Origin of the sequence: Archangium gephyra (genome assembly GCF_049060025.1) — a bacterium.
Classification (GTDB): domain Bacteria; phylum Myxococcota; class Myxococcia; order Myxococcales; family Myxococcaceae; genus Archangium; species Archangium gephyra_A.
Window position 1 is genome coordinate 6,431,169 of record NZ_JBMEQQ010000002.1, and the last position, 23,769, is coordinate 6,454,937.

A 23,769-nucleotide genomic window follows, 5' to 3' on the forward strand; every position below is an offset into this window, starting at 1 on the left:
GGACTGGAGGAGCGCATGGGAGAAGTCGTCATCGTCTCGCTGGTGGGCATGCTGTTGTTCGGGGGCCTCTTCCTGTTCCTGTGCCCGGAGTGGTGGAGCAACAGCCTGGGCACGATCAAGGAGCAGCCGAAGGGCCCGGAGGCCAAGGCCCCCGAGGCGGGCAAGCAGGCCACTCCCGTTCAGGCCGGAGAGGCGGCAAGCGGCGTCACGGCTTCGGAGCGAGCCCCAGCAGCGCGTCAATGAGCGGGTTGCGCTGCGGGCTCTTGCGCCAGGCGGCGTAGATGGGGAACTCGCGGGCCGGCTCGGTGAGCGGCTGCGCCACCACGCCGGGCACCTTCGGTCCGCGGGGCAGCAGCGACGCCAGCAGCGAGTAGCCGAGTCCCGCCGCGACGAAGCCGAGGATCGTCTCCGACGAGTCCGCCGCGTACATGCGTTGCGGCACCACGCCGAAGTGCGAGAGCGCCGCGAGCTGCAGGTCCCTCAACTGGGGATCCGAGCTGTAGGTGATGAAGGGCTCGTCCCGGAACTGCTCGGGGCTCAGCGGGCCCTTGCGCGCGAGCCGGTGGTTGGACGGGAACACGAGGAAGGCGCGCGTCCTGCCCACCTGTTGGGCTTCCAGGTCCGCGGGCACCTCGGGCAGGTGATCCACCAGCAGATCGGCTTCACCCGAGCGCACCAGGGACACCGCGGGCACCTTCGCCTCGAAGAGGGCCACCTCGATGTCGGGCCGCTGGCCCTGCAACCGCCGCAACCACGGAGGCAGCAGGTGGCGCAGCGTGTGCCCCGAGGCGTGGATGCGCAGCCGCCCTCCCATCGTCCCCGAGCGCAACGAGCGCTCCAGCACGGACAGGCCCTCGTAGAACGGCGCCAGGTACTCGTAGAGCGCGCGGCCCTGCGGCGTGAGCACCACGCGGTCCTTGCCCACCCGCTCGAAGAGGCGCACGCCCAGCTCGGACTCCAGCCGCTTCACCTGCTGGTGCACGCCCGGCTGGGTGATGGGGTACGGGAAGGCACGCGCCGCCCGGGCGTACCCCTCGCACCGTGCCACCCAGTAGAAGCCCTCGAGACGCTGGAGCTGAATCATTGACTGGAGCTTATCGAAGCACGAGCCATTAGTTCCATGCGGTTTGCGAGGAACGGGTGCATCTTGTGTCTCGTCAACGCGCTTCCACCGGAAGCGCTCTCCCGAAAGAGGTTCACCATGTCCCGCCCCAATACCGCCGCCGTGCAGCCGACCCACAGTGGTGCCTGGGTCATCCAGACCTGGCTCTCCTTCGCCCTGGCCGTGGGCGTGATGGCCATCGGCATCTACCACCTGCCCATCGACGGCTGGCAGAAGGCCTTCCTGGGCATGGGCATGCTCTTCACCATCGGCTCCACCTTCAGCCTGTCCAAGACGGTGCGCGACCAGCACGAGCAGGAGCGCCTCACCGCCCGCATCGACGAGGCCCGCGTCACCAAGCTGCTCGCCGAGGTGGACCCCGTGGGCAGCCTCAAGTAACGAGGTGACAAGACTCGACACCGGGTGTGTGCCACGGTGTGAGCGGGCAGGCGGGCTTGCCGCCCGGCCCCGTGTCCCCCTGCTCGTCCGGCCTGCTATACCCGGGGCATGGTGTCCAGCCCCGCGCTCCCCCGTCCCGGGTCCTCCTCCGCTCCCTGGCTCGAGGAGGCTCGACATCCTCATCCGCGCCCGCTACCCGCTCCTCTACCTCGTCTCGTGGGAGGAGCACCGCGTGGACACCCTCCTCGCGGACATCGCCCGCGCCCACGGCAAGGTGCTCCTCTCCTGGTCCATCAGCCGCGGCCTGCGCTACCTCGGTAGCTCCCGGGGCCCCGCCCTCCCCGAGGACACCCGCAGCCCCATCGACGCCATCGCCGCCATCGAGAAGCTCTCCGAGCCCTCGCTCGTCGTGCTCAAGGACTTCCACCCCTACCTCGAGGAGAAGTCCGTGGTGCGCGCCCTGCGCGAGCTCGCCCACTCCCTCAAGAGCACCTTCACCACCGTCATCCTCCTGTCCCCCACCCTCGTCATCCCCCCCGAGCTGGAGAAGGAGGTCTCCGTCCTCGACGTCCCCCTGCCCGGCTTCCAGGAGCTGATGAACCTGCTCAAGGAGATCGTCGCGGTGGTGCGCCGCAGCAACAAGGCCACCATCGAGCTGTCGCGCGAGCAGGCCGCGCAGCTCATCCAGGCGGCCCAGGGCCTCACGCTGTCGGAGGCGGAGAATGCCTTCGCCAAGGCGATTGCCCACGACGGCAAGCTGAACGCCGAGGACATCCGCCGCGTCCAGGACGAGAAGCGCCAGGTCATCCGCAAGAGCGGGCTGCTCGAGTACTACCCGCCGGAGCAGGACCTGGGCACCGTGGGCGGCCTGCAGAACCTCAAGCAGTGGCTCACCCAGCGCACCGCCGCCTTCGGCGAGCGCGCCCGCCAGTTCGGCCTCCCCGAGCCGCGCGGCCTGCTGCTGCTCGGCGTGCAGGGCTGCGGCAAGAGCCTCACCTCCAAGGCCATCGCCGCGCACTGGAACCTGCCCCTGTTGCGGCTCGATATGGGCCGCATCTTCAGCGGGCTGGTGGGCTCCTCCGAGGAGAACCTCCGCAAGGCCATCCGCGTCGCCGAGAGCATCGCCCCCGTGGTGCTCTGGGTGGATGAGATTGAGAAGGGTCTGTCGGGTGTCGCCTCCTCGGGCACCACGGACGGCGGCGTCACCGCGCGCGTCTTCGGCACCCTGCTCACCTGGCTCCAGGAGAAGACGGCCCCCGTCTTCGTGGTCGCCACCGCCAACCGCATCGAAGGTCTGCCCCCCGAGCTGCTGCGCAAGGGCCGCTTCGATGAGATCTTCTTCATCGATCTGCCCGAGGCCGCCGAGCGCCGCGACATCTTCCGCATCCACCTGCAGCGGAGGAAGCGCGACCCGGCCGCCTTCGATTTGAACGCGCTGGCCGGCCTGGCCGAGAACTTCAGCGGCGCGGAGATAGAGCAGGCCATCATCGCCGCGCTCTACGAGGCCTTCGGCCAGGGCGTGGAGCTGGAGCAGCGCCACATCGCCGGGGCCATCCAGGAGACCGTCCCGCTCGCCGTCACCATGCGCGACGACATCCTCCGGCTGCGCGACTGGGCCCGCGGGCGCACCCGTCCGGCATCGTCTTCCGGCAGCGGCGCGAGGAAGGAGTAGGCGATGGCTTCCAACAAGTTCTCCCGATTCCTCCACCTCGAGCGCTCGCGCGGCGAGAAGCCCCACGCCGACGGACAGGTGCGCCTGCAGGACGGCGGCCGCTTCGAGTCCGTCGCGGGGCCCGGCTCCGGCGCCCCTGACTCCGTCTCCGTCCCCGAGGCCCACGTCGAGCGCTTCAAGCTCCACGGGCAGACCCCGCTGGCGCTCGATGACGCGCCCGCCGGGGGACAGTCTTTTCCGCGCTGCGTCCGGTGCGAGGCCGAGAACGGCCGCTTCGCCCGGGAGTGCACCACGTGCGGCGCGGACCTCCAGTCCCCCGAGCAGCTCGCGTATGACGCGGAGCGCTCACGCGCCCGGGAGCAGGCCGAGGCCCAGACTCGCGAGCAGATGCAGGCCTACCAACAGGCCCGCCAGCAGGAAGAGGCCGCCCAGCTCGCCGAGCGGCAACGCTTCGTGGAGGAGCTGCATCGGGCGCTCGTGAAGGATCGCTCGTTCCTCAGCCGGCTTCAGCCCCTCTTCGACCCGTGCCTCGCCCTGGGATTGCTGCGCCACATCCCCCACCCCGGCGCGCGCTGGATGGCCGTGACCTGGGCCATCGGCCTGCCCGTGCTGCTCGTGAAGTTCGGCGACGGGCTCCTCAAGATACTCGGCTTGTATCTGGGCGTGCTCGTCTTCGTGAGCTTCATCCCCACCTCGCTCCTCACCGCCAGGCGCGGCGGGCGCTGGGATTGAGCGGGAGATGGCTACGCGGGCTCGTCCGCCGGGTGCTCCAGTGCTGATGGCTCCTGCACCGAGGTCACACTCGTGACTTCTCCCGTCCGCACTCCCAGCCACAGCGTGTCCTGCGCCGCCGCTCCCCGCACCAGCCCCGCGTCCGTCGTCGTCAGGAAGACCTGCGCCCCGCTCGCCGCCAGGTAGTTCATCAGGTACGTGTTGCGCTCCGGATCCAGCTCGCTCGACACGTCGTCCAGCAGCAGCAACGGCAGGAAGCCCATCGCCGCTTCCAGGTTTTCGATCTCCGCGATCTTCCACCCCAGCACCAACGCCCGCTGCTGGCCCTGGCTCGCGTACGCCCGCGCGCTCCGCTTCCCCAGCGTCACCGTCACGTCGTCCACGTGCGGGCCCACCGACGTGAAGCCCCGGTCCAGGTCCCTCCGCGACCGCGCCGCCAGCGCCTCCTTCAACGCCACCGCCAGCGCCGCCTCGTCCGCTTCCGCGAAGTCCACGTCTCCCAGGTGCGCCGGGTGGTAGCCGTAGGCCGCCGGATCCGGCGTCCGCCCGATGGAAGCGAAGGTCGCCTGGGCCCTCGGCCCCAGCTCCGCCATCAGCGCCCGCCGCCGCACGTAGACCCGCGCCCCCGTCTTCGCCAGCGTCTCGTCGTAGGCTTCCAGGTACGCCGCGTCCACCGGGCCCGCTTTCAACAGCCGGTTGCGGTTCTTCAGCGCCCGCCCGTACTCGCGGCTCTCCCGTAGGAACGCCGGGAAACGGTTGAACACCGCCCGGTCCAGGAAGGCCCTCCGTGCATCCGGCCCTCCCTTCACCACCTCCAGATCGTCCGGGGTGAAGGCCACCACCGACACGCCCCCGAAGTACTCCTCCAGGCTCGACGCCTTCTTCCCGTCCACGAAGGCCTGCCGCACCCCTCCGGCCACCTCGACGGAAATCTCCCGCTCCGCTCCCTTGAGCAGGAAGCGGCCCGTCACCCGCGCCGAGGCCGTTCCCCACCGCACCAGCTCCGACAGGCGCCCGGCTCGCAAGGGCTTGAGCGTCGCCAGGAAGTAGAGCGCCTCCAGCAGGTTCGTCTTCCCCTGCCCGTTCTGCCCCACCGCGATGGACGCGTGCGGACTCGGCGCCAGGGTCACCTGGCCAAGGTTTCGGAAGTCCTGAACGTGGAGTGCCAGCAGCCGCACGGGAGGCCTTTCTCCCATCCGTACACGTGTGCGTCCAGGTTAAAGCCCTACCCTGACACCCGCCCCGGCCGAGGCCGCCCGGCTGCTTCCCGTGCCCGCTGCACCAGCCCCGGCAGGTCGTCCGGTTCTCCTCCCGCCTGTCCGCCCGGCGTCCGGGCGAGTACGTCGCGTTCCGGAGAGAAGAGCCGCGCCGGTGTCTGTCCCTGCCCCCTCAGCCGGATGAAGAGGCGCAGTGAATCGCGCAGCTGTTCCGCGTCCGGGCCCGCCTCGGACCTCGCCCGCTGCGCCGCCGTCCACAGCCGCACCCACGCGGCCTCCTCGTTCCACGGCCCCACCGGACGCGCCCGCGACAGCGCCGCCAGCTCCGCCGCCACCTCCAGCAGCCCCGCACGCCCCTCGCTCAGCACCTCCGAGGCCTCCAGCCGCGCCTGCGCCGCGCCCTCGCGCGCCACCAGCCAGCCGAGCAGCTCCGGCCACTCCTCCTCGCGCGGCACCACGGGCGACAGCCGGGACTCCAGCAGCGCCTTCAACCGCGCTCGCGTCAGGTCGTGCCAGAAGGCCGCGTGCAGCAGCAGCTCCGGCCCACTGCGCGGAGGCCGCACCGGCGCCCGTCTCATCCGCTTCTCCAGGAAGCTCCTCACCCGGCCCGTCCCGTCGAAACGGTCCAGCCGGGCCCACAGCGCCCCCAGTGCCTTGTCCGCCACGAGCAGCGCCCGCCGGACCTCGTCCGCCTCCGCCGCGTCGAAGGGCAACGCGCCCTCCGCGGCCGGACGCTTGAAGACGCGCTCGAAAATCTCACCCGCCGCGCAGGCGGCCCGCAGCTCCGGGAGGTTGCGCGGCAGCAGCTCCACCGCCTGGGCCCACAGACGCCGCCCCAGCAGGGGCCCCGCGTCCAGCACCTCCTCCTCCAGCTTCAGCAGGGCCTCGCCGAGCTGCGCCGGTTTCTGCTTCGCGATGAGCCGCCGCTCCACCGCCCACGCGACGTCCTCGCGCAACCGGGCCACCTCGGCCAGCAGCACCATGGGCGCCGAGCTCCTCGGCCAGCCCTCGGCCGCCGCGCGCCGGGCCACCGCCTCCAGTGTGATGTCCACCTGCGGCTGGGCCAGCGCCACCTCGCGCAGCAGCTCCAGGTTGTCCCGCACCCGGCCCTGCCAGAAGAAGGCCCGCAGTAACTTCACCAGCGCGCGGTAGCGCAGGCGGGTGGCTTCGAGCAGCTCCCCGCGCTCTTCCAGCCGCGCTCGCAGATTGTCCGGATGGGTTGCCACGGTACCGTCCACTATAGGGACACCCGGGCGGGACGGCAGGCCCCCGGAGGCCTCTGGGGTGACGAGTGAACGGTGGCGCCCCGCGCTACTCGACGCCGGGCGAGGTGCATGGGAAGAAGTGTCGGACCCGGGCGGCAGGCTCCAGACATGAAACCTGTCGCTCGGATGGATGTGGATGGGATGGGGATGGGAAAGCGACCCGCTACCTACACGGACCTGGAGGAGCTCCCCCAACATGGTGGGGGAAATCATCGCTGGCGAGCTGTACACGAGCCCACGGCCGGCCATGCCCCACACGCTGCTCACGACGGAGCTTGCCTTCGAGTTGTTGGGCCCTTTTCATCGGGGACAAGGCGGCCCCGGAGGATGGCGCATCCTCATCGAACCCGAGCTGCACCTTCAGGGTGACGTGCTGGTCCCGGATTTCGCGGGCTGGCGCCGCGAACGGCTTCCGACAGCGCCGAAAGGCGCGGCCCTGACGCTTGCTCCCGACTGGGTCTGCGAAATCCTCTCTCCTTCCACGGAAGCACGCGATCGCGCGAGCAAGCTGCCCATCTATGCGCGAGAAGGTGTACCCCACGTGTGGCTGCTCGACCCGGAAGCTCCGCACGTTGGAGGTTTTCCGACTGGACGGCGCACACTACATCCTGCTCGCGACGCACGCGGGCGAGGCCCGGGTTCGTGTCGAGCCCTTCGAGGCCATCGAGCTGGACCTGATGGCCCTCTGGGGGGAGTAACACCCACCTCCCCGGTGTAAGGATGGGCCCCGATGCCCCCACGCAAGCTCCCCCGGCACCTCGTCTGGCTCGAATCCTTCGCCGCCGCCGTCGAGTCCGGCAGCATCGAAGGCGCCTCCGAGCACCTCGGCGTGGCCCGCTCCGTCGTCAGCGAGCACATCCGCGCCCTTGAGGACACCCTCGCCGATGGTCAGCCCCTCCTGGAGCGCGGCCCCGGCCGCCGCCTCCACCTCACCGCTCGCGGCGAGAAGCTCTACGAGGGCACCCAGACGCCCCTCCATCAGTTGGACCTCAAGCGGCTGAGAGACCTCGCCAGCGCCGAGGCCAGCCTGCGCCTGGGCCTCAACCCCACCCTCTCCAACTTCCTGCTCGCCGGCATCGCCGGAGACGTGGCCCGCGCCGGCATCAAGCTGGAGGTCAGCTTCGGCGGCACCTTCGAGCTCGTGCGCCAGGTGCAGACGCGCCAGTTGGACTTGGCCGTGGACTTCACCCCGCTGCCACCCCACCGCGGCGTCGAGGCCGAGTCCCTGCTGAACCTGCCCTTCGTCATCCTCGCCGGTCCCGGCAGCGAGCTGTCCCAACGCCATGGCCCCCGCCGCACGCTCCACGTGCGCGACCTGGAGGGCCAGCCCTTCGTGGACTGGCAGCGCGAGGACCCCTACGGCAGCGCCAACAGCGCCCGCTTCGCCGCCCATGAAGTCACCGTGCGCGAGGTGTCACGCGTGCAGAGCTTCCTCCACCTCTTCGACCTGCTGCGCGCCTACAACGCCTGCGCCATCGCCCCCGACCTGCGGCTGTTGCGCTCCTTCCCCGAGGACCTCTGCGTCTGGCCCCTGCGCGAGGAGCAACCCCAGTTCGTCGAGGTGGTGACCCTGCGTCCCTCGGGCGGCGCCGGCTCCGAGGCGGCCCAGCTCGTCCTTGGCGGACTGCGTCAGCGCCTCGCGTCGAAGCGCCGCAGGAGCGACCCGGCCCCGGGCTGACGTGGGTGACGCGGGCCGCGTAGCATGAGCGGCATGCTGGTGCGCTCCCCCGCCCTCACCCCGCTCGTCCTGGCCGTGCTCATCGCCGGCGCGGGTTGCACGCGCTCGCTCTCCGTCGAGGAGTTCCAGCAGCGCTACTGCGAGCGGCCCCCCGGCGCCGGAAGCGTCCTGTGCACGCCGCCCAAGGGGGAGGTGGAGCTGATCGGCACACTGGGCGCGAGCCTCGGCTGTACGAAGATGGCGTGCCCCGCGTCCGATCCGTGCTGCAACGAGTGCACCGGGACGCCGCTGCTCCGCGCCGACGAGCCGGGCTCCGGCATCTCGCTCGAGGTGCCGGGCGTCTCCTGCCATACCGTCGGCTGTGACGTGTTCTGCAACGGCCTGGAGCCCGGCAAGCGCTACCGGGTCCGCGGCTCCTTCGCCAGCCAGTGGCCGCTGATGAACGTCTCGCGCATCGAGCGCATCGGCGATTGAGCCCCTTTGGCGCACCGCACCAACGCGGTGGGCCAAACGGCGGAAAATCGAAGAAGACGTCGGTTTTTATCGGATTTCCGTCAGGGGCCCCGGTGCGTAGATTTCATGCAACGGAGAAGCTCCCATGACGCCCACCGAACGGACCATTGCCCGACTGCCCGCGCATCTGCGGCGCTATGTGGTGAGTCAGGACTACGACGCCTACACGCCGAGGGACCAGGCGGTGTGGCGCCACATCCTCGGCCAGCTCCGCAGCCACCTGGCGGACAAGGCGCACTCCGTCTACCTGGAGGGCCTGGAGGCCACCGGTATCGGCCTGGAGCGCATCCCCAGCCTGGATGAGATGAACGAGAAGCTGTCCAAGCTGGGCTGGGCGGCGGTGGGCGTGCGCGGCTTCATCCCGCCCGCGGTGTTCACCGAGCTGCAGGCCCTCGGCGTGCTGGCCATCGCCGCGGACATCCGCACCCACGAGCACATCGAGTACACGCCGGCTCCGGACATCGTCCACGAGAGCGCCGGCCACGCGCCCATCATCGCCAACGCGCGGTATGCCGAGTACCTCAAGCGCTGCGGGCTGGTGGGCTTCAAGGCGATCGCCACGGTGGAGGACGAGGCCGTCTTCCAGGCCATCCGCAACCTGAGCGTGGTGAAGGAGGACCCCACCGCGACGCAGGAGGAGATCCAGCACGCCCAGGACCGGCTGGAGGCCGCCAACCAGAGCCGCCGCTACGTCAGCGAGAGCACCCGCGCCTCGCGGCTCTACTGGTGGACGGCCGAGTACGGGATGATCGGCGCCCTGGAGCGCCCGCGCATCTACGGCGCCGGCCTGCTCTCGAGCATCGGCGAGGCGAAGCACTGCCTCACCGACGCGGTGAAGAAGGTGCCGCTGAGCCTGGTGTGCGCGGACACCGAGTACGACATCACCCGCATGCAGCCGCAGCTCTTCGTGGCGCGGGACTTCGAGCACCTCTTCGAGGTGCTGAACGAGTTCGAGGCCACGCTCGCGTGGAAGCGCGGCGGGGACTACGGGCTGAACGAGGCCATCCAGGCGCGCACGGTGAACCACCTGGTGCTGGCCGATGGCCGGGAGATCACCGCCCGCGTGGTGGAGGCCGTGCCCGGGGTGCGTCCGGTGGCCGAGGGGCTCAACACCGCGCTGGTGCGCCTGGAAGGCCCGGTGATGGTGTCGCGCGACAGCAAGGCCGAGGGCAAGCCGTGGCCTGGGCTGGCGCTGGTGGCGTTCGGCGAGGGGACGCTGCCGGACAAGGGGCCTTTCAAGGTGGAGCTGGCCAGCGGCCTGAAGCTCCAGGGCTTCGCGGTGGGCGGGGGCGAGGTGCTCAACCTGCGCGGCGAGCTGGACGGCCGCCCGGTGGAGCTGCCCAACGTGGCGAAGCTCTTCCTGAGCACGGGCCTGCCCTCGGTGGCCGGAGGACCGGCGGACCCGGGCGCGTGGGACCGCTGGTTCGGCGAGCTCAACGCCTTCGCCGAGGGCGAGGGCGAGGCCAAGGCCCGTGAGAAGAAGGCCTCGGCCCTGCACCCGTCGCTCGCGGCGCTCTACCGCGAGGTGCGCACCATGCGCGAGTCGAAGTCCCTCAACCTCGCGCGCCTGGAGCAGATCTCCAACGCCGCCACCGACTTCCGCGACGACTGGCTCCTCAAGGCCGAGGTCGAGGAGCTGAAGCAGTCCGCGCGGGCGTAGCTCCCGCCAGGAGCCGCCTCCCCGGGAGGCACAGAGGGCCTGGGTCCCCTTCGGGGTGATTCAGGCCCTTTTTCTATTCACGTTTCATTGCAGCGGCCTGGAATAGCCCTTATTTTTCAAGGCCCTGGCGCTGGTGCCCTCCCCCGATTTCCATTCAGGTTTCTATTCATGGACGCCCTCGAACGGATGCTTGGGGTGCTCGCTCGGCTGGGCGAGGCACAAGCGAAGGACCTGGCTCGGGAGCTGGGCGTGTCCCAGCCGACCGTGTCCCGGCTGATCGGCGCCGCGGGCGACCGCGTGTGCCGGATGGGGCAGACGCGCGCGACCCGCTACGCGCGGACACGCACGCTTCCAGGGCTCGGAACGCGGATCCCCCTCTACCGGGTTCGTGAGACAGGGATGGTCGAGCCGTTCGGCTCCCTGCACCTCCTCGAAGGGGGACGACACTGGCTCAGCGCTCCCGATGGTACGGGGACCCTGTTCGAGGGCCTGCCGCCTTTCGCCTCCGACATGAGCCCTCAGGGGTACGTCGGACGGACGTTCAGCGCGCGCTACCCCGAGTTGGAGCTGCCCTCCCGATTGAGCGATTGGACCGATGACCACCGGCTCATCGTGCTGGCACGCCGCGGCGAGGATTGTGTTGGCAACCTCATCCTCGGTGATGAATCCCTGAACCGATGGCTCGCGAGCGGACTCGCGCCCACGGAACGCACGGTCTACCCGGACCTCGCCCGCCTCTCGGCACGGGAGCAGCCAGGCTCCTCCGCCGGAGGGGAACACCCCAAGTTCCTGACGTACTCGGAAGGCCGGCACGTCCTGATCAAGTTCGTGAGCGATGATGAGGGCGCGGTCGCTCGCAGGTGGAGGGAACTGCTCGTCTGCGAGAGCCTCGCGCTCGAAGTCGTCCACGAGGCCGGACTCGACGCGGCCAGGACACGGTGGTTCGACGAGCGCGGCTACCGGTTCCTGGAGGTCGAACGCTTCGACAGGCTCGGAGAAAGAGGCAGACGCGGAGTGCTGTCACTGGAAGCCCTGGACCACGAGTACATCGGCGAGTCCGGCCGCGGCGCCTCCTGGACGCGTGTCACGCCGAAGCTGCTGGAGAAGAAGCTCATCGGCCCCGAGGACGCGCGGCGCATCCGCTGGCTGGATGTCTTCGGGCAGCTCATCGCCAACACGGATCGCCACTTCGGCAACGTGAGCTTCCTGGAGTCGGAGGACGGTACGCGACGCCTCGCGCCCGCCTACGACATGCTCCCGATGTTGTTCGCCCCCTCGGGCACGACGGTCGTGGACCGGCCGTTCGAGCCCGCGCCGCCGAACGCGGACACACTCGACGTCTGGGCCAACGCGGCCCGCCACGCGCAGGTCTTCTGGACCCGCGTCATCGGCCATGCGGCGCTCAGCGATGACTTCCGGGCCCTGGCCACACAGTGCCGGAACGCGCTGGAGGCGCTCCGGGAGCGGGTCCCCCTCTGAGCCACCAAGGAATCTGTGAGACGTCCGACCCGGGCAGCCGTCCAGGCGGACAGTCCGAGCCAGCCCGTGTAAGCGAAGTGGTGAGCATCCCCGTGAAGGAGTAGATACGGCCCATGACCTCAGAGGAGCAGGAGTTCATTCGTAGGTTCTTCCGCGCGGTCTCGGACCGGCCCATCGAGTTCAATGGGCTGGACGACCAGCGCTACGTGAAGATCTACGAGGAACCAGCGTTCGAGGATCACGATCCGGTCAAGCTGCTCGCGAGCTCCATCACCCTGCTGCCTGGCCAGAGCGTGCAGCTTCTGTCCGGCTACCGGGGAAGCGGCAAGAGCACCGAGCTACGCCGGCTGCGGCGGAAACTGGATGGGCGCGGGGTGTACAAGGTCGCCCTGCTCGACATCGAGGATTACCTCAGCCCCTCGCAGCCCATTGATGTGAGCGACTTCCTCGTGGCCGTGGCGGGTGGCCTTGGAGATGCCTTGCTGGAAGCAGGGCATCTGAATGGTGACCCGGCCGAGGAAGGCTACTGGACGCGGCTGGTCAACTTCCTGGTACGCACCAACATCCAGCTCACAGAAGTATCCGCTGGAATGACCGCCGGAGCCTCCACTCCTGACAAGTTGGCCTCCGCTGGCGCTTCCGCGAACTTCAAGGCCTCGCTCAAGAGCGATCCATCGTTCCGGCAGAAGCTCCAGGAGCGCATGGCCGGGCACCTCGGAGCCCTGGTCAGGGATGTGGGCACCTACGTCGAGGAATGCGTCAAGAAGGTCAAGGCGAAGTACGGGCCGGACACCGAGGTGGTGCTGCTGGTCGACTCCATGGAACACTTCCGAGGCGCCCTGACCAACGCGACCGCAGTGCAGGACTCGGTGGTCAACCTCTTCGCCAAGCACAGCGACAAGCTTCACTTCAACTTCCTGCACGTCGTCTACACAGTCCCCCCGTACCTCAAGGTGCTGCAACAGAACCTTGGCTCCTTCTACCAGCCTGGCGGGGTGCAAATGATTCCCACGCTGAAGGTGCGGCACAAGGAAGTCGCGAGGACGCCCTTCCAGCCAGCGCTCGACCTGCTGGAGAAGTTGATCTCGGAGCGCGGTGATTGGAAGCGGCTCCTGGGCCCGGATGCACGAGGAATTGTGGACGAGTTGAGCCTGCTGTCCGGGGGACACCTGCGCGACTTCCTGCGGCTGTTCGCGGAGATCATCCGCCGGGCGGACCGCCTGCCCGTTCCCAGGCGCGTCGTGGAGGCCGCCATCCAGCAGATCCGCTCCGAGTTCCTGCCCATCCCGGATGACGATGCCATCTGGCTCGAACGGATCGCCAGCAGCCACACGACCGCGTTGAAGAACAACGACCGGCTGCACGATCTGGCCCGCTATTTCGACTCACACCTCGCGCTGAGTTACCGCAATGGCGAGGACTGGTACGATGTCCATCCGCTGGTGCGTGAGGTGGTACAGCAGCAGGCCACCGCCGCCCGGGAGCGGTGGAGTGACAAGAAGGAGTAGGAGTCATGCGCCCTCCCGATGACGCAGGACTCGGCCCACAGGGAGAGGCGGAATGGCAACGCCTGCGCCGCCAGGTGGAACTGGCGGAGGGTTTCTGGCTCTGCTTCATCTTCGCTCCCTCACCGCGCTCGACTGGAGTGCTCCGCCGCCGCACGGAACGCCTGCTGCGTGCGCAGACGCGGCTGCTGAGCCTTCATGAGCCTTCCCAGCCCGACGGACTGTCGGCGGTGCTTTCCTCGCTCCTCTCTCCGGAAGCAAGAGACGCCGGTTGCCATTGGATTGAATCTCTGCATCTCGACTCTGGCGAACAAACAGAAGGCCACTGGCACAAGGCCTGGGTCGAACTTGCCGTCCTGATGAATGAACGGCGCGATGCGCTGCGCCGCCACCTGCGGGGAGGACTCGTGCTGGTCGCGCCCGCGAGGCTGAAGCAGCACTTCCGCGACATGGCTTCGGATCTCTGGTCGGTCCGTGCGCTCGTACTCGAACTAGCCCCTGTAGCAAACAGGGGCTCGCCGGATCTGGAGCACTCCAGCCCACGAGCATCGAGCATGGAGCGGAGTGACTCCATACCTGATGCGGACTTCGCACTCGCTGAGTTGCAACGGCTCCAAGCCAGGTACACAGGAAGTGCGAGTGCTCTCGCATCGGTGCTGATGCGCGCCGTCGACGGACTGCTTGCGTCCAAAAGAGAGGGTGAGGCGCTTGAGGCAGCAAATCAAACCTGGGAACTCATACATTCCCGCGCACAAGAGGATCCGCAGAACAGTGCATTGATTCTGCACGCGCTCGCCAAATCAGAAGAGGCCAACGGGGATCTCGCAGCCGCATCCGATCACTTGGAACACGCCACATCACTCACACATGGATGGACAGATCGCCAACGCCTCTTCTTGTTGGAAGACATGGTGCAACTGGCGCATGTGCGGAAGGATTGGCCTGAGGCAAGCCGCGCTTCTGAGGAGGCCCTCGCGCTCACAAGGCAGTTGCGGCAGTTGCTGGACGACACCCCGGATTCCCTGCGCGATCTCTCCGTTTCGCTCATCCGTGTAGGCGATGTCCAACGGGCCCGGGGCGAGTTGCAAGCGGCCTCTGCGTCCTTCGAGGAGTCTCTCGTGCTCACAAGGCAGCTGCGGCAGTTGCTGGGCGACACCCCGGACTCCCTGCGCGATCTCTCCGTTTCGCTCATCCGTGTAGGCGATGTCCAACGGGCCCGGGGCGAGTTGCAAGCGGCCTCTGCGACCTTCGAGGAGTCCCTCGCACTCACACGGCAGCTGCGACAGTTTTTGGGCGACACTCCGGGAGCCTTGCGAGACCTCTATCTCTCGCTCATTCGTGTGGGCGATGTCCAACGGGCCCGGGGCGAGCTACAAGCGGCCTCTGCGTCCTTCGAGGAGTCTCTCGCACTCACGCGGCAGTTACGGCAGTTGCTGGGTGACACTCCGGGGGCCCTGCGCGATCTCTGCGTTTCGCTCATCCGTGTGGGCGATGTCCAACGGGCCCGGGGCGAGTTGCAAGCGGCCTCTGCGACCTTCGAGGAGTCCCTCGCGCTCACGCGGCAGTTACGGCAGTTGCTGGGTGACACTCCGGGGGCCCTGCGCGACCTCTCCATCTCGCTCAACTATGTAGGCGACATCAAACGGGCCCGGGGCGAATTGCAAGCGGCCGCTGCGTCCTTCGAGGAGTCCCTTGTGCTCACGCGGCAACTACGGCAATTGCTGGGCGACACTCCTGAGACCCTGGGCGACCTCTCCATTTCGCTCAATCTTGTGGGCGATGTCCAACACGCCCGGGGCGAGCTGCAAACAGCCTCTGCGTCCTTCGAGGAGTGCCTTTCACTCGTCCGCCGGATACGCGAACGGCTTGGGGATACTCGCCAGGAGTACATAGACCTCAGGTATGTCCTCATGAAGGTGGCCACGATTCGACAGGCACTTGGAGACGAGAAGGGCGCCCAAGCGGCCAGGGATGAGGCCGAGGCCCTTCGTAGCCAGGACAACTGACACCGGGGGTGCCTTGAGCCCATGGGGGCCCGGGCGGTACCGTTCCGGGTGCGAGCCCCACCCCCCCCATGCTCTTCCATCAAGACGTCATCTCGGCCATCGGCAACACGCCCCTCATCAAGCTCCGGCGCGCCTCCGAGCTGCACGGGCTGCACCATCCTCGGCAAGGCCGAGTTCCTCAACCCCGGCCAGTCCGTCAAGGACCGCGCCGCCCTCTTCATCATCCGTGACGCCATCGCCCGCGGCCGCCTCCGCCCCGGCGGCGTCATCGTCGAGGGCACCGCCGGCAATACCGGCATCGGCCTCGCCCTCGTCGGCAATGCCCTCGGCTACCGCACCGTCATCGTCATCCCCGACACCCAGAGCCAGGAAAAGAAGGACATGCTCCGCCTCGCCGGCGCCGAGCTGCCTCGAGGTCCCCGCCGTCCCCTACAAGGACCCCAACAACTACGTGAAGGTCTCCGGCCGTATCGCCGAGGCCCTCGACGCCCGCGAGCCCAACGGCGCCGTCTGGGCCAACCAGTTCGACAACACCGCCAACCGCCGCGCCCACTTCGACACCACCGGCCCCGAAATCTGGCGCCAGACCGGCGGCCGCCTCGATGGTTTCATCTGCGCCGTCGGCTCCGGCGGCACCCTCGCCGGCGTCGGCATGGCCCTCAAGGAGCGCGACCCCAACATCGTCATCGGCCTCGCCGACCCCATGGGCGCCGCCCTCTACCACTGGTACGCCCACGGCGAGCTCAAGTCCGAGGGCTCCTCCATCTCCGAGGGCATCGGCCAGGGCCGCATCACCGCAAACCTCAAGGGCGCTCCCGTCGACGAGCCCTTCCAGATTCCCGACGCCGAGGCCCTCCCCCTCCTCTTCGACCTCCTCGAGCACGAGGGTCTCTGTCTCGGCGCCTCCAGCGCCATCAACGTCGCCGGCGCCATCCGCCTCGCCCGCAAGCTCGGGCCCGGGCACACCATCGTCACCGTGCTCTGCGATTCCGGCAACCGCTACGCCAGCAAGCTCTTCAACCCCACCTTCCTCCGCGCCAAGGGCCTCCCCGTCCCCCGCTGGCTCGAGCGCGGCCCCGATGCGCCCTCGGCCAGCGCGATCCTGCCCGGCGTGCTCCTCGCCAAGGCCTCCTGAGCAGCTTCAGAGCGCCGGGGTTCAACCCGGGGCCCGTGGCACCCTCACCCCGACCCTCTCCCGGAGGGCGAGGGGAGAGGGTCACGGGGCAGTCCATGGGCCCACGGGCACTCCTTCTTCTCTGTCCTGCCCGAGGCGGACTTTCACTCCTCCGGCGCCATGGGATAGTTCCCCTCGCTCCATGCGGCGCAAAGACTCCCCCGGTGCCGGAGACGTGAAGACGCGCGGGCCTCGCTCGGGCAAGGCCGCCGCCGTGGAGCCGCGCGAGCGCATCCTCCAGGAGGCCACCCGCCTCATCGCCCAACGCGGCTTCGGCGCCATCTCCGTCAACGACGTGGCCCAGGCCGTGGGCATCAGCAAGCAGGCCCTCCTCTACCACTACCCCTCGCGCGAGGCCCTCCACGAGGCCGTCATCGCCTCCCTCGTCGAGCACGCCAACCGCCACCTCCTGCTGCTGCTCGGCGCCTTCACCGGCAAGGGCGAGGAGCGGCTCGAGCGCGTCATGGCTCAAATCCGCCAGTTCTTCGACACGGATCCCCACGCCGCCCGCGTCATCCTCCGCGAGTTGCTCGATGGGGACCGTGCGCAGGTCGCGCGCCTCAGCCAGGGCGTGGCCCCGTGGCTGCGCCTCATGGCCGACACCCTCCGCCAGGGCCAGCAGGAGGGGCGCATCCGCCTGGAGTTGGACCCCGAGGCCGCGGTGGCGCACGTCGGCACGTTGCTGCTCACCACCTTCGCCCTGCTCCCCCTGGAGGGCTGGCCCGGGGTGAGCGACGCGGAGTGGCGCGAGCGCTGGCTGGGCGAAGTGGTGCGCATCATCGAGCGCTACCTCTTCACCCACGCCAGCCCCGCGCCCGGCGAGGCTCCGCGTCCCGCCTCCTCCCGCCGTCAGACGAAGTAGGAGCGGCGCCGCACTTCCTCGGGGAGCTGGTCCAGGTCGAAGCCCTCCAGCTTGCTCATCTCGCTCTCCGTCATCCCGAGCGCCTTGTACTCCGGGGTGGTGCCCGCCACACCGCGCAGCACGCCCGCCGCCATCTTGCGCGCCACCGACAGGCCCAGCGGCCCCACGGCCATGCGGTTGAAGGCCACGTGGCCCACCTCGTCCACCAGGATTTCAATCAGCCGCTGCTCCATGGACTCGCGCACCGCGGGCTGCTCCCGGAAGATCTCCCCCACCCGCTTGAGCATCCACTGGAACATGAAGACGCCGGAGATCTCCGAGGCCAGCAGGATGGGATGGAAGAAGAGGCCCGGCGCGTAGGCCAGCGAGCCGATGAGCAGCCGCAGTTGCAGGTTCGGCTTCCACGCTCCCTCCACCTTCACCCCGAAGTGCTGCGTGGCGCCGATGAGGATGCGCGTGTGGTACGTCTCCTCGTAGCCGAGCAGACGCTCCACCTGGTGGAAGAGCTTCGTCCCGTCCTGGCGCTTCTGGCGCACCCGGCCCACCACCTCCACCCCGTACGCCTCGCCCGCGTTCGCCTTCACGAACGTCAACAGCGCCACCTCCGGCAGCGACAGGTGCTTCACCTCGTCGAAGCTCGCGTAGGCCCGGTTGAAGGCCTCGCCGTCCACCCGCCCCTGGTACTCGCTCCCCCAGCTCGCCGCCTGCTTCAGCCAATCCTCCCGCAGCGAGAAGCCCCGGGTGAAGTCCATGTCGCCGTTGCGGCGCTCGAGGAACCGCCGGTAGTCCTGGAGGAGATCCTCCCGCGCGGACTCGGGAATGGGGGAATAGAAGCTGGGGCGCAGCGACGTGGGAGCAAGTGCGTCGGCCATGACGAACCTCGGTGGGGTTGCCGCCTGCGGGGGCAGGGACTTACCAGTTGGTAAGTGCCACTTTCCCGTCCGGCAAGCGATTCGTCCAGACCCCGGGACGTCAGCAACTGTCATCCAACACTCAAGGTGTGTGGCATGGACGGTATTTCACGACCCCCCGCGCATTGCCCCTCCCCGACATCAGGTCCAGAATGGGCCAACTCCCCCCCCAGGCACCATGGACTCCGCTCGAAAGCTGCCCCCGCCCGAAGCGTCCGAACCCCCCTCGGAGACCGCCCCCGGTGATTGCAAGGTGCTCGTCGTGGATGACTACGACGATGCCCGGGAGATGTACGCCGAGTACCTCGAGTTCCTCGGCTACCAGGTCCAGACAGCCCGTGACGGACAGGAAGCGCTCCAGATGGCGCAGCAGTCCCATCCGGACGTCATCCTGATGGACCTGTCCCTGCCCGTGGTCAGCGGCTGGGAGGCCACCCGCCAGCTCAAGCTGGATGCGAGCACCCGCCACATCCCCGTGATGGCGCTCACCGGCCACGTCCTCCCCGCGCACTCGGAGAAGGCGAAGGAGGTCGGCTGTGACGAGTTCGTCTCCAAGCCCGCCCTCCCCGACGCCGTGGCGAACAAGATTCGCGCACTCCTGCAGAAGACGGGCAGCAAGCCTCGCTCGCGGTGAGCCCTCCCTCTCCCCAGGACCCGGGCCCCAGCGCCGACTGGCAGCCGCCTGGGGAGTTCGACGAGTACCGCCTCCTGCGTCCCCTGGGGCGCGGGCGCACCGGGCGCGTCTACCTCGCCCACGACACCCTCCTCGAGCGCACCGTGGCGGTGAAGTTCATCCCCACGCTCGATGACGAGGCCCTCTCGCGCTTCCTCATCGAGGCGCGCGCCGCCGCCCGCCTCCAGCACCCCAACGTCGCCACCCTCTACCGCGCCGGACAATTCGAGGACCTGCCCTACCTCGTCTCCGAGTACATCCGCGGCACCAGTCTGGACCAGCTCCCCAGGCCCCAACCCTGGCAGCGCGTCCTGGACATCGGCATCGGCCTGGCCCGAGGGCTCGCCGCCGCCCACCGCCGCAACGTCCTCCACCGCGACATCAAGCCCGCCAACGCCATCCTCGATGAGGCCGGCCAGGTGAAGCTGCTCGACTTCGGGCTGGCCAAGCTGCTCGATGCGCCTCCGGAGCCGTCTCCGGAGCCGTCTTCAGAGCCCTCCGGTGACACGCCGGACGCCGGGCCCGAGGCGCCCCCCGGCGCGGGTACCTCCTCCGGGGAAGCTCGGCCTGGCCTCCCACTCCCACAGCAGCCTCGTGGGCACCCCCTACTTCATGGCCCCCGAGGTCTGGCGGGGCGAGCCGGCCTCGGTCCGCTCGGATCTCTTCTCCCTGGGGGCCCTGCTCTACGAGCTCGCCGCCGGCCTTGGCCCCTTCCGCCATGTCCCCCTCCGGGAGCTGCCCTGGACCCTACAGAAGCAGGACGCGCGTCCCCTGCTCGCGGCCGCTCCGGGGGTGGAGCCCCGCTTCGCCGGGGTGGTGGACCGCTGCCTGCGCCGCGAGCCCACCGAGCGCTTCGCCTCCGCCGACGCGGTGCTCGAGGCGCTGGAGGAGCTGCGCGTCAGCGACACCGCCCCGCCCCTCCCCGAGGGCAACCCCTACCGCGGCCTCAATGCCTTCCAGGAGGAGCACCGCGCCCTCTTCTTCGGCCGCCGGCAGGAGGTGCGCGCCGTGCTGGAGCGGCTGCGCGCCAATGCCTTCGTGCTCGTCACCGGCGACTCGGGCGTGGGCAAGTCCTCGCTGTGTCTGGCGGGTGTGCTGCCCCGCGTGCGCGAGGGCGCCCTGGAGGACGGCCTGTCCTGGAGCGTGGCGCGCATGGTGCCCGGCCGCCGGCCCGTGGCCACCCTCGCCGCCGTGCTCGCGCCCCATGTCGCGCTGGAGGAGGCCCGCCTCGAGCAGCTCGCCCGCGCCGAGCCCACCACCCTCGTGCGGGCCCTGCGCGCCGCGCTCGGCGAGGGCGCCCGCCGCGGCGTGGTGCTCCACGTGGATCAGCTCGAGGAGCTCGTCACCCTGAGCGAGCCGGCCGAGGCCGAGCTGATGGCGGAGCTGCTGGGACAGCTCGCCTCGGGGGTGACGGGCGTGCGCCTGCTCGCCACCTCCCGCAGTGACTTCCTCACCCGGCTGGGCGCGCTGCCCGGCCTGGGCGAGGCCCTCTCGCGCGCCCTCTACCTGCTGCGCCCCCTGGGCCGCGCCGAGGTGCGCGAGGTGGTGACGGGCCCCGCACGGGCCAAGGGCGCGCGTTTCGAGTCCGAGGCCCTCATCGACACGCTGGTGGAGTCCACCCTGCGCGCCGAGGGCAGCCTGCCCCTGCTCCAGTTCACCCTCGCCGAGCTGTGGGAGGCGCGGGACAAGGAGCACGGCATCATCCCCGCCGCCGCGCTGGAGGCCCTCGGCGGCGTCAATGGCTCGCTCGCCCGGTACGCGGACGGTGTCATCGCCCAGTTGCTGCCGGACCAGCAGGGGGCCGCGCGGCAGTTGCTCATGCGGCTCGTCACGGTGGACGGCACGCGCGCCCGCCGCTCCGAGGGGGAGTTGCTGGGCCAGGAGCCGGCCTCCCGCGCCGCGCTGGAGGCGCTCATCCGCGCGCGCCTGGTGATGGCCCGCCGCTCCGAGGAAGGCACCACCTTCGACATCGCCCACGAGGCGCTCCTCTCCGGCTGGCCCACGCTCGCCCAGTGGCTGGCCGAGGCCAACGAGGCCCGGCAGCTCCACGTCCGGCTGGAGCAGGCCGCCGCCGAGTGGGAGCGGATGGGACGCCCGCGCGAGGCGCTGTGGGGCACCCGCCACCTCGCCGAGGTCCGCGGCCTGTCTCCGGAGAGTCTCACCCAGCGCGAGGCCGCCTTCCTCGACGCCTCGCGCGGAGGCGTGCGCCGGGGCAGGCTGCTCACGCGGGTGCTCGCCGTGGGCTTCCTCGCGTCGCTGGTGCTGGTGTACGCCGGGCTGCGCCTCCACGCCTGGTACAGCCTGGGGCAGCAGGTGAGCGCGCAGCTCGCCGAGGCACGGACACGCCTGGTGCACGCCCGGGAGCGAGACCGCGCCCTGGAGGCGGCCCGGGCGGAGGCCTTCGCCCTCTTCGACGCGGGCAAGCTGGACGAGGCCCGGCCCCGCTGGGCCGAGGCGCTGCGGATTCAAGCGGGGACCCAGCAGGCCTATGCCCAGGCCAGCGAGGCGATGGAGAAGGCGTTGGTGCTCGACCCGGGCCGCGACGAGGTGCGCGGTGCCTTCGCCGACGTCCTGTCGGATAGGGCCGGGCTCGCCGAGCGCACCTTCCGCCCCGGCGAGCGCGACGAGCTGCTGCAGCGCCTGCGTCTCTACGACACCACGGGCGAGCGCCTGACCCGTTTCGAAGCGCCCCTGCGCGTGAACCTGCGGACGCGGCCCGCCGGAGCCACGGTGTCCCTGGCGCGCTATGAGTCCGCGAGCGATGGGCGGCGGGTGCTCACCGCGGCACGCCACGTGGGCACCACTCCGCTGGAGGGGCTGTCGCTGGAGCGCGGCACCTGGGTGCTGGAGCTGAGCGCCCCCGGACATGCGCCGGTGCGCCACGTGCTGCGAGCCGAGCCCGGCCCCGAGCGCACCCTGGACGTGCCCCTGCCCGAGGCGGCCCGCGTCCCCGAGGGCTTCGTCTACGTGCCGCGAGGCACCTTCCTCTTCGGCACCGCGGCCGACGAGAACATCCGCCAGTTCTTCGACACGGCGCCGCTGCACGAGGTGGAGACGGGGCCGTACCTCATCTCGCGCACCGAGGTGACGTATGGCGAGTACGTGCGCTGGCTGGAGACGCTGCCGCCCGAGGAGCGGGCCCGCCGCACGCCGCATGGGGCCAAGGTGGCGTCGCTGAAGGCCGAGGTGGAGTTGAAGCAACTGGCGGATGGGCGCTGGCACCTGAGCATCCACCCCAACGGGGTGACGTACGCGGCACCCGAGGGCGAGCCCCTGCGCTACGCCTCGCGGCCTCGGCTGGTGGAGCACGACTGGCGGCGCTTGCCGGTGGGCGCCATCGACTACGCGGACGCCAAGGCCTACGCGGCGTGGCTGGCCCAGACCGGCCGCGTGCCCGGCGCGCGGCTGTGCAACGAGCTGGAGTGGGAGCGCGCCGCCCGGGGCGCCGACGAGCGCGAGTACCCCCACGGCGACGCGCTGCTGGCGCACCAGGCCAACTACGACGAGACCTACGGCAAGGTGGGCGCGAGCTTCGGCCCGGACGCGGTGGGCAGCCACCCCGATTCGCGCAGCCCCTTCGGCCTGGACGACATGGTGGGCAACGTCTTCGAGTGGGCCGACTCCATCCTGCAGCCCGGCCGCCCGGTGGCTCGCGGCGGCAGCTACTACTTCGGCGCCAGCACCGCGCGCTCGCCCAACCGCGAGACGCCCGAGCCGAACTTCCGCGACCTCAGCGTCGGCCTGCGGCTGTGCGCGGATGCGCCCTCCTCGCCCTGAGGCGAGTGCCCGGCAGCGGACAGCGGCGGCGTTCGGCGATCAACACCTACCTGCCCTCCGGTTCCATGGGCATTCAGCCTTACGGTACGAGTGCACTGTGGCCGTCGCCGTTCCCCCCCGCGGCCGTCCCCCTGAGGAGTCCCATGCGCTCGTACTCGCCCCGTTCCTGGCTCGCCGGAGCCCTGTTCCTGTCCGCCTGCGCCGCCCCCCTTCCCGAGGAGGAGCTGGCCCCCCGCTCCTTCATCAAGGCCCCGCTGGCGGCCGACAACGGCTCGGACCTGAATGGCTCGGACCTCAACGGCTCCGACTTGAATGGCTCGGACCTCAACGGCTCCGAGTTGAACCACTTCCTGGTGAGCGTGAACTTCAACCCGGCCTTCAAGGGCGGGGCGCTGCTGGACGAGGCGTGGCTGCGCGGCACCTCGTTCTATGGCTACAAGGGAAGCACCATTTACAAGGACGCGGAGTTCGTCGGCGTGCAGTTCCAGGGCAACCTCGGCGATGGCAGCACGGTGCCCGTGCGCATCACCGGCATGAACCCGGCTCCGGCGCCCAACGCGGATGTGAACCTCTACAGCCTCGAGTACCGCGCCGCGGACGGCACGTGGCGCCCGGCCTGCCGCGATGTCGCGGGTACGCCGGTGCAGGCCCTGCCGGTGGAGGGCGTGTGGAACTACCGGCAGAACGTGGCGGGAGGCGGCTCGAAGACGGATGATCCGCAGCGCTTCACCTTCGCGTGCCTGGGAGGCGCCATCGCCAAGTGCGCGCTGTGGGGCTACCGGCCGTGGGCCACGTACAACGGCGTGCCGCTCGCGCACTACCACCAGGCGTGCACGCGCATGGTGCGCGCCGACTACTGCGGCACCGGCAAGAGCTACACGACGACGGGCAACCGCATCAATTTCTACGACGAGTTCGGCATCCAGCAGGACACCGAGCGCTGGGTGTTCGAGGCGGAGTGGGACCAGAACGGCGCGCGCTGCTTCTACGGCCTCAACCGCACGCACTCGCAGCTGCCCTGCTTCGACTCGCGGGTGCAGTTGTTCTGCGGCCAGGACCTGAGCACCAACCGCGGCGTGCTGATGCGCAACGAGACGCCCGGCTCGCTGGGCATCGACCTGGGCCTGTAGAGCGGGCCCTCGCG

General features: G+C 69.8%; 20 protein-coding genes and 3 pseudogenes. 19 read left to right on the forward strand and 4 right to left on the reverse strand.

The window, feature by feature from the left end; genetic code table 11:
• Nucleotides 1–15 precede the first annotated feature (15 nt).
• Nucleotides 16–243, forward strand: coding sequence for a hypothetical protein (locus ACN28I_RS27885; RefSeq protein ID WP_420944969.1), 228 nt, complete (start codon nucleotides 16–18; stop codon nucleotides 241–243).
• Here ACN28I_RS27885 and ACN28I_RS27890 read toward each other — a convergent pair.
• On the reverse strand, nucleotides 206–1,084 hold the full coding sequence (locus ACN28I_RS27890; protein WP_420944970.1) for a LysR family transcriptional regulator: 879 nt from the start codon (nucleotides 1,082–1,084) through the stop codon (nucleotides 206–208). The two genes, ACN28I_RS27885 and ACN28I_RS27890, sit on opposite strands and share 38 nt — an antisense overlap.
• 117 nt (nucleotides 1,085–1,201) lie before the next feature.
• Here ACN28I_RS27890 and ACN28I_RS27895 point away from each other — a divergent pair, with 117 nt between their 5' ends.
• The 3 genes from ACN28I_RS27895 (at nucleotide 1,202) to ACN28I_RS27905 (ending at nucleotide 3,905) form a co-directional block, all read left to right on the forward strand.
• Nucleotides 1,202–1,501: a YiaA/YiaB family inner membrane protein gene (locus ACN28I_RS27895; protein WP_420944971.1), complete on the forward strand. Its 300-nt coding sequence runs from the start codon at nucleotides 1,202–1,204 to the stop codon at nucleotides 1,499–1,501.
• A 232-nt stretch (nucleotides 1,502–1,733) separates the two neighbouring features.
• A complete protein-coding gene (locus tag ACN28I_RS27900) occupies nucleotides 1,734–3,173 on the forward strand; it encodes an AAA family ATPase (RefSeq protein ID WP_420944972.1) in 1,440 nt (479 codons plus the stop codon).
• A 3-nt stretch (nucleotides 3,174–3,176) separates the two neighbouring features.
• On the forward strand, nucleotides 3,177–3,905 hold the full coding sequence (locus ACN28I_RS27905; RefSeq protein WP_420944973.1) for a hypothetical protein: 729 nt from the start codon (nucleotides 3,177–3,179) through the stop codon (nucleotides 3,903–3,905).
• An 11-nt stretch (nucleotides 3,906–3,916) separates the two neighbouring features.
• On the opposite strand, the gene recF is transcribed toward ACN28I_RS27905, so the two are convergent.
• Nucleotides 3,917–5,083 carry a DNA replication/repair protein RecF gene (gene recF / locus ACN28I_RS27910; RefSeq protein ID WP_420944974.1) on the reverse strand — a complete coding sequence of 389 codons (1,167 nt, stop codon included), beginning with the start codon at nucleotides 5,081–5,083 and terminating at the stop codon, nucleotides 3,917–3,919.
• 47 nt (nucleotides 5,084–5,130) lie between these two features.
• Nucleotides 5,131–6,348 (reverse strand): hypothetical protein, encoded by a 1,218-nt coding sequence (locus ACN28I_RS27915; protein ID WP_420944975.1) that lies wholly within the window; start codon nucleotides 6,346–6,348, stop codon nucleotides 5,131–5,133.
• Nucleotides 6,349–6,634: 286 nt separating this feature from the next.
• Between ACN28I_RS27915 and ACN28I_RS27920 the strand changes: the two are divergent.
• From ACN28I_RS27920 to ACN28I_RS27970, 11 genes and pseudogenes are all read left to right on the forward strand, one after another.
• Nucleotides 6,635–6,913, forward strand: a pseudogene (locus tag ACN28I_RS27920) (Uma2 family endonuclease); the annotation flags it as partial.
• Nucleotides 6,914–6,959: 46 nt separating this feature from the next.
• Nucleotides 6,960–7,085: a hypothetical protein gene (locus tag ACN28I_RS27925; RefSeq protein WP_420948899.1), complete on the forward strand. Its 126-nt coding sequence runs from the start codon at nucleotides 6,960–6,962 to the stop codon at nucleotides 7,083–7,085.
• Between the two features lie 32 nt (nucleotides 7,086–7,117).
• Nucleotides 7,118–8,065 carry a LysR substrate-binding domain-containing protein gene (locus tag ACN28I_RS27930; RefSeq protein ID WP_420944976.1) on the forward strand — a complete coding sequence of 316 codons (948 nt, stop codon included), beginning with the start codon at nucleotides 7,118–7,120 and terminating at the stop codon, nucleotides 8,063–8,065.
• 33 nt (nucleotides 8,066–8,098) lie between these two features.
• The gene (locus tag ACN28I_RS27935; protein ID WP_420944977.1) at nucleotides 8,099–8,539 is read left to right on the forward strand and encodes a hypothetical protein; all 441 of its coding nucleotides are present in this window, start codon (nucleotides 8,099–8,101) and stop codon (nucleotides 8,537–8,539) included.
• 124 nt (nucleotides 8,540–8,663) lie between these two features.
• Nucleotides 8,664–10,238 carry an aromatic amino acid hydroxylase gene (locus ACN28I_RS27940; RefSeq protein WP_420944978.1) on the forward strand — a complete coding sequence of 525 codons (1,575 nt, stop codon included), beginning with the start codon at nucleotides 8,664–8,666 and terminating at the stop codon, nucleotides 10,236–10,238.
• 168 nt (nucleotides 10,239–10,406) lie between these two features.
• Nucleotides 10,407–11,717, forward strand: coding sequence for a type II toxin-antitoxin system HipA family toxin YjjJ (gene yjjJ, locus ACN28I_RS27945; protein WP_420944979.1), 1,311 nt, complete (start codon nucleotides 10,407–10,409; stop codon nucleotides 11,715–11,717).
• A gap of 113 nt (nucleotides 11,718–11,830) precedes the next feature.
• Nucleotides 11,831–13,225 (forward strand): hypothetical protein, encoded by a 1,395-nt coding sequence (locus tag ACN28I_RS27950; protein WP_420944980.1) that lies wholly within the window; start codon nucleotides 11,831–11,833, stop codon nucleotides 13,223–13,225.
• Between the two features lie 5 nt (nucleotides 13,226–13,230).
• Complete coding sequence (locus tag ACN28I_RS27955) at nucleotides 13,231–15,228, forward strand: hypothetical protein (protein ID WP_420944981.1); 1,998 nt, start codon at nucleotides 13,231–13,233, stop codon at nucleotides 15,226–15,228.
• A 21-nt stretch (nucleotides 15,229–15,249) separates the two neighbouring features.
• Nucleotides 15,250–15,576, forward strand: a pseudogene (locus ACN28I_RS27960) (pyridoxal-phosphate dependent enzyme); the annotation flags it as partial.
• Between the two features lie 103 nt (nucleotides 15,577–15,679).
• Complete coding sequence (locus tag ACN28I_RS27965; RefSeq protein WP_420944982.1) at nucleotides 15,680–16,363, forward strand: pyridoxal-phosphate dependent enzyme; 684 nt, start codon at nucleotides 15,680–15,682, stop codon at nucleotides 16,361–16,363.
• Nucleotides 16,364–16,544: 181 nt separating this feature from the next.
• A complete protein-coding gene (locus ACN28I_RS27970; RefSeq protein WP_420944983.1) occupies nucleotides 16,545–17,264 on the forward strand; it encodes a TetR/AcrR family transcriptional regulator in 720 nt (239 codons plus the stop codon).
• Here the strand turns inward: ACN28I_RS27970 and ACN28I_RS27975 are convergent.
• Entirely contained in the window at nucleotides 17,252–18,136 is an 885-nt protein-coding gene (locus tag ACN28I_RS27975) for a hypothetical protein (RefSeq protein ID WP_420944984.1), read from the reverse strand. The two genes, ACN28I_RS27970 and ACN28I_RS27975, sit on opposite strands and share 13 nt — an antisense overlap.
• A 292-nt stretch (nucleotides 18,137–18,428) precedes the next feature.
• On the opposite strand from ACN28I_RS27975, the gene ACN28I_RS27980 reads away from it, so the two are divergent.
• From ACN28I_RS27980 to ACN28I_RS27995, 4 genes and pseudogenes are all read left to right on the forward strand, one after another.
• Nucleotides 18,429–18,809 carry a response regulator gene (locus tag ACN28I_RS27980; RefSeq protein ID WP_420944985.1) on the forward strand — a complete coding sequence of 127 codons (381 nt, stop codon included), beginning with the start codon at nucleotides 18,429–18,431 and terminating at the stop codon, nucleotides 18,807–18,809.
• Nucleotides 18,806–19,255 (forward strand): annotated as a pseudogene (locus ACN28I_RS27985) (serine/threonine-protein kinase); the annotation flags it as partial. The gene ACN28I_RS27980 and the pseudogene ACN28I_RS27985, both read left to right, overlap by 4 nt.
• A 187-nt stretch (nucleotides 19,256–19,442) precedes the next feature.
• Nucleotides 19,443–22,625, forward strand: a complete 3,183-nt coding sequence (locus ACN28I_RS27990) for an SUMF1/EgtB/PvdO family nonheme iron enzyme (protein ID WP_420944986.1) — start codon at nucleotides 19,443–19,445, stop codon at nucleotides 22,623–22,625.
• Between the two features lie 143 nt (nucleotides 22,626–22,768).
• Nucleotides 22,769–23,755 (forward strand): ADYC domain-containing protein, encoded by a 987-nt coding sequence (locus tag ACN28I_RS27995; RefSeq protein ID WP_420944987.1) that lies wholly within the window; start codon nucleotides 22,769–22,771, stop codon nucleotides 23,753–23,755.
• Nucleotides 23,756–23,769: the final 14 nt, after the last annotated feature.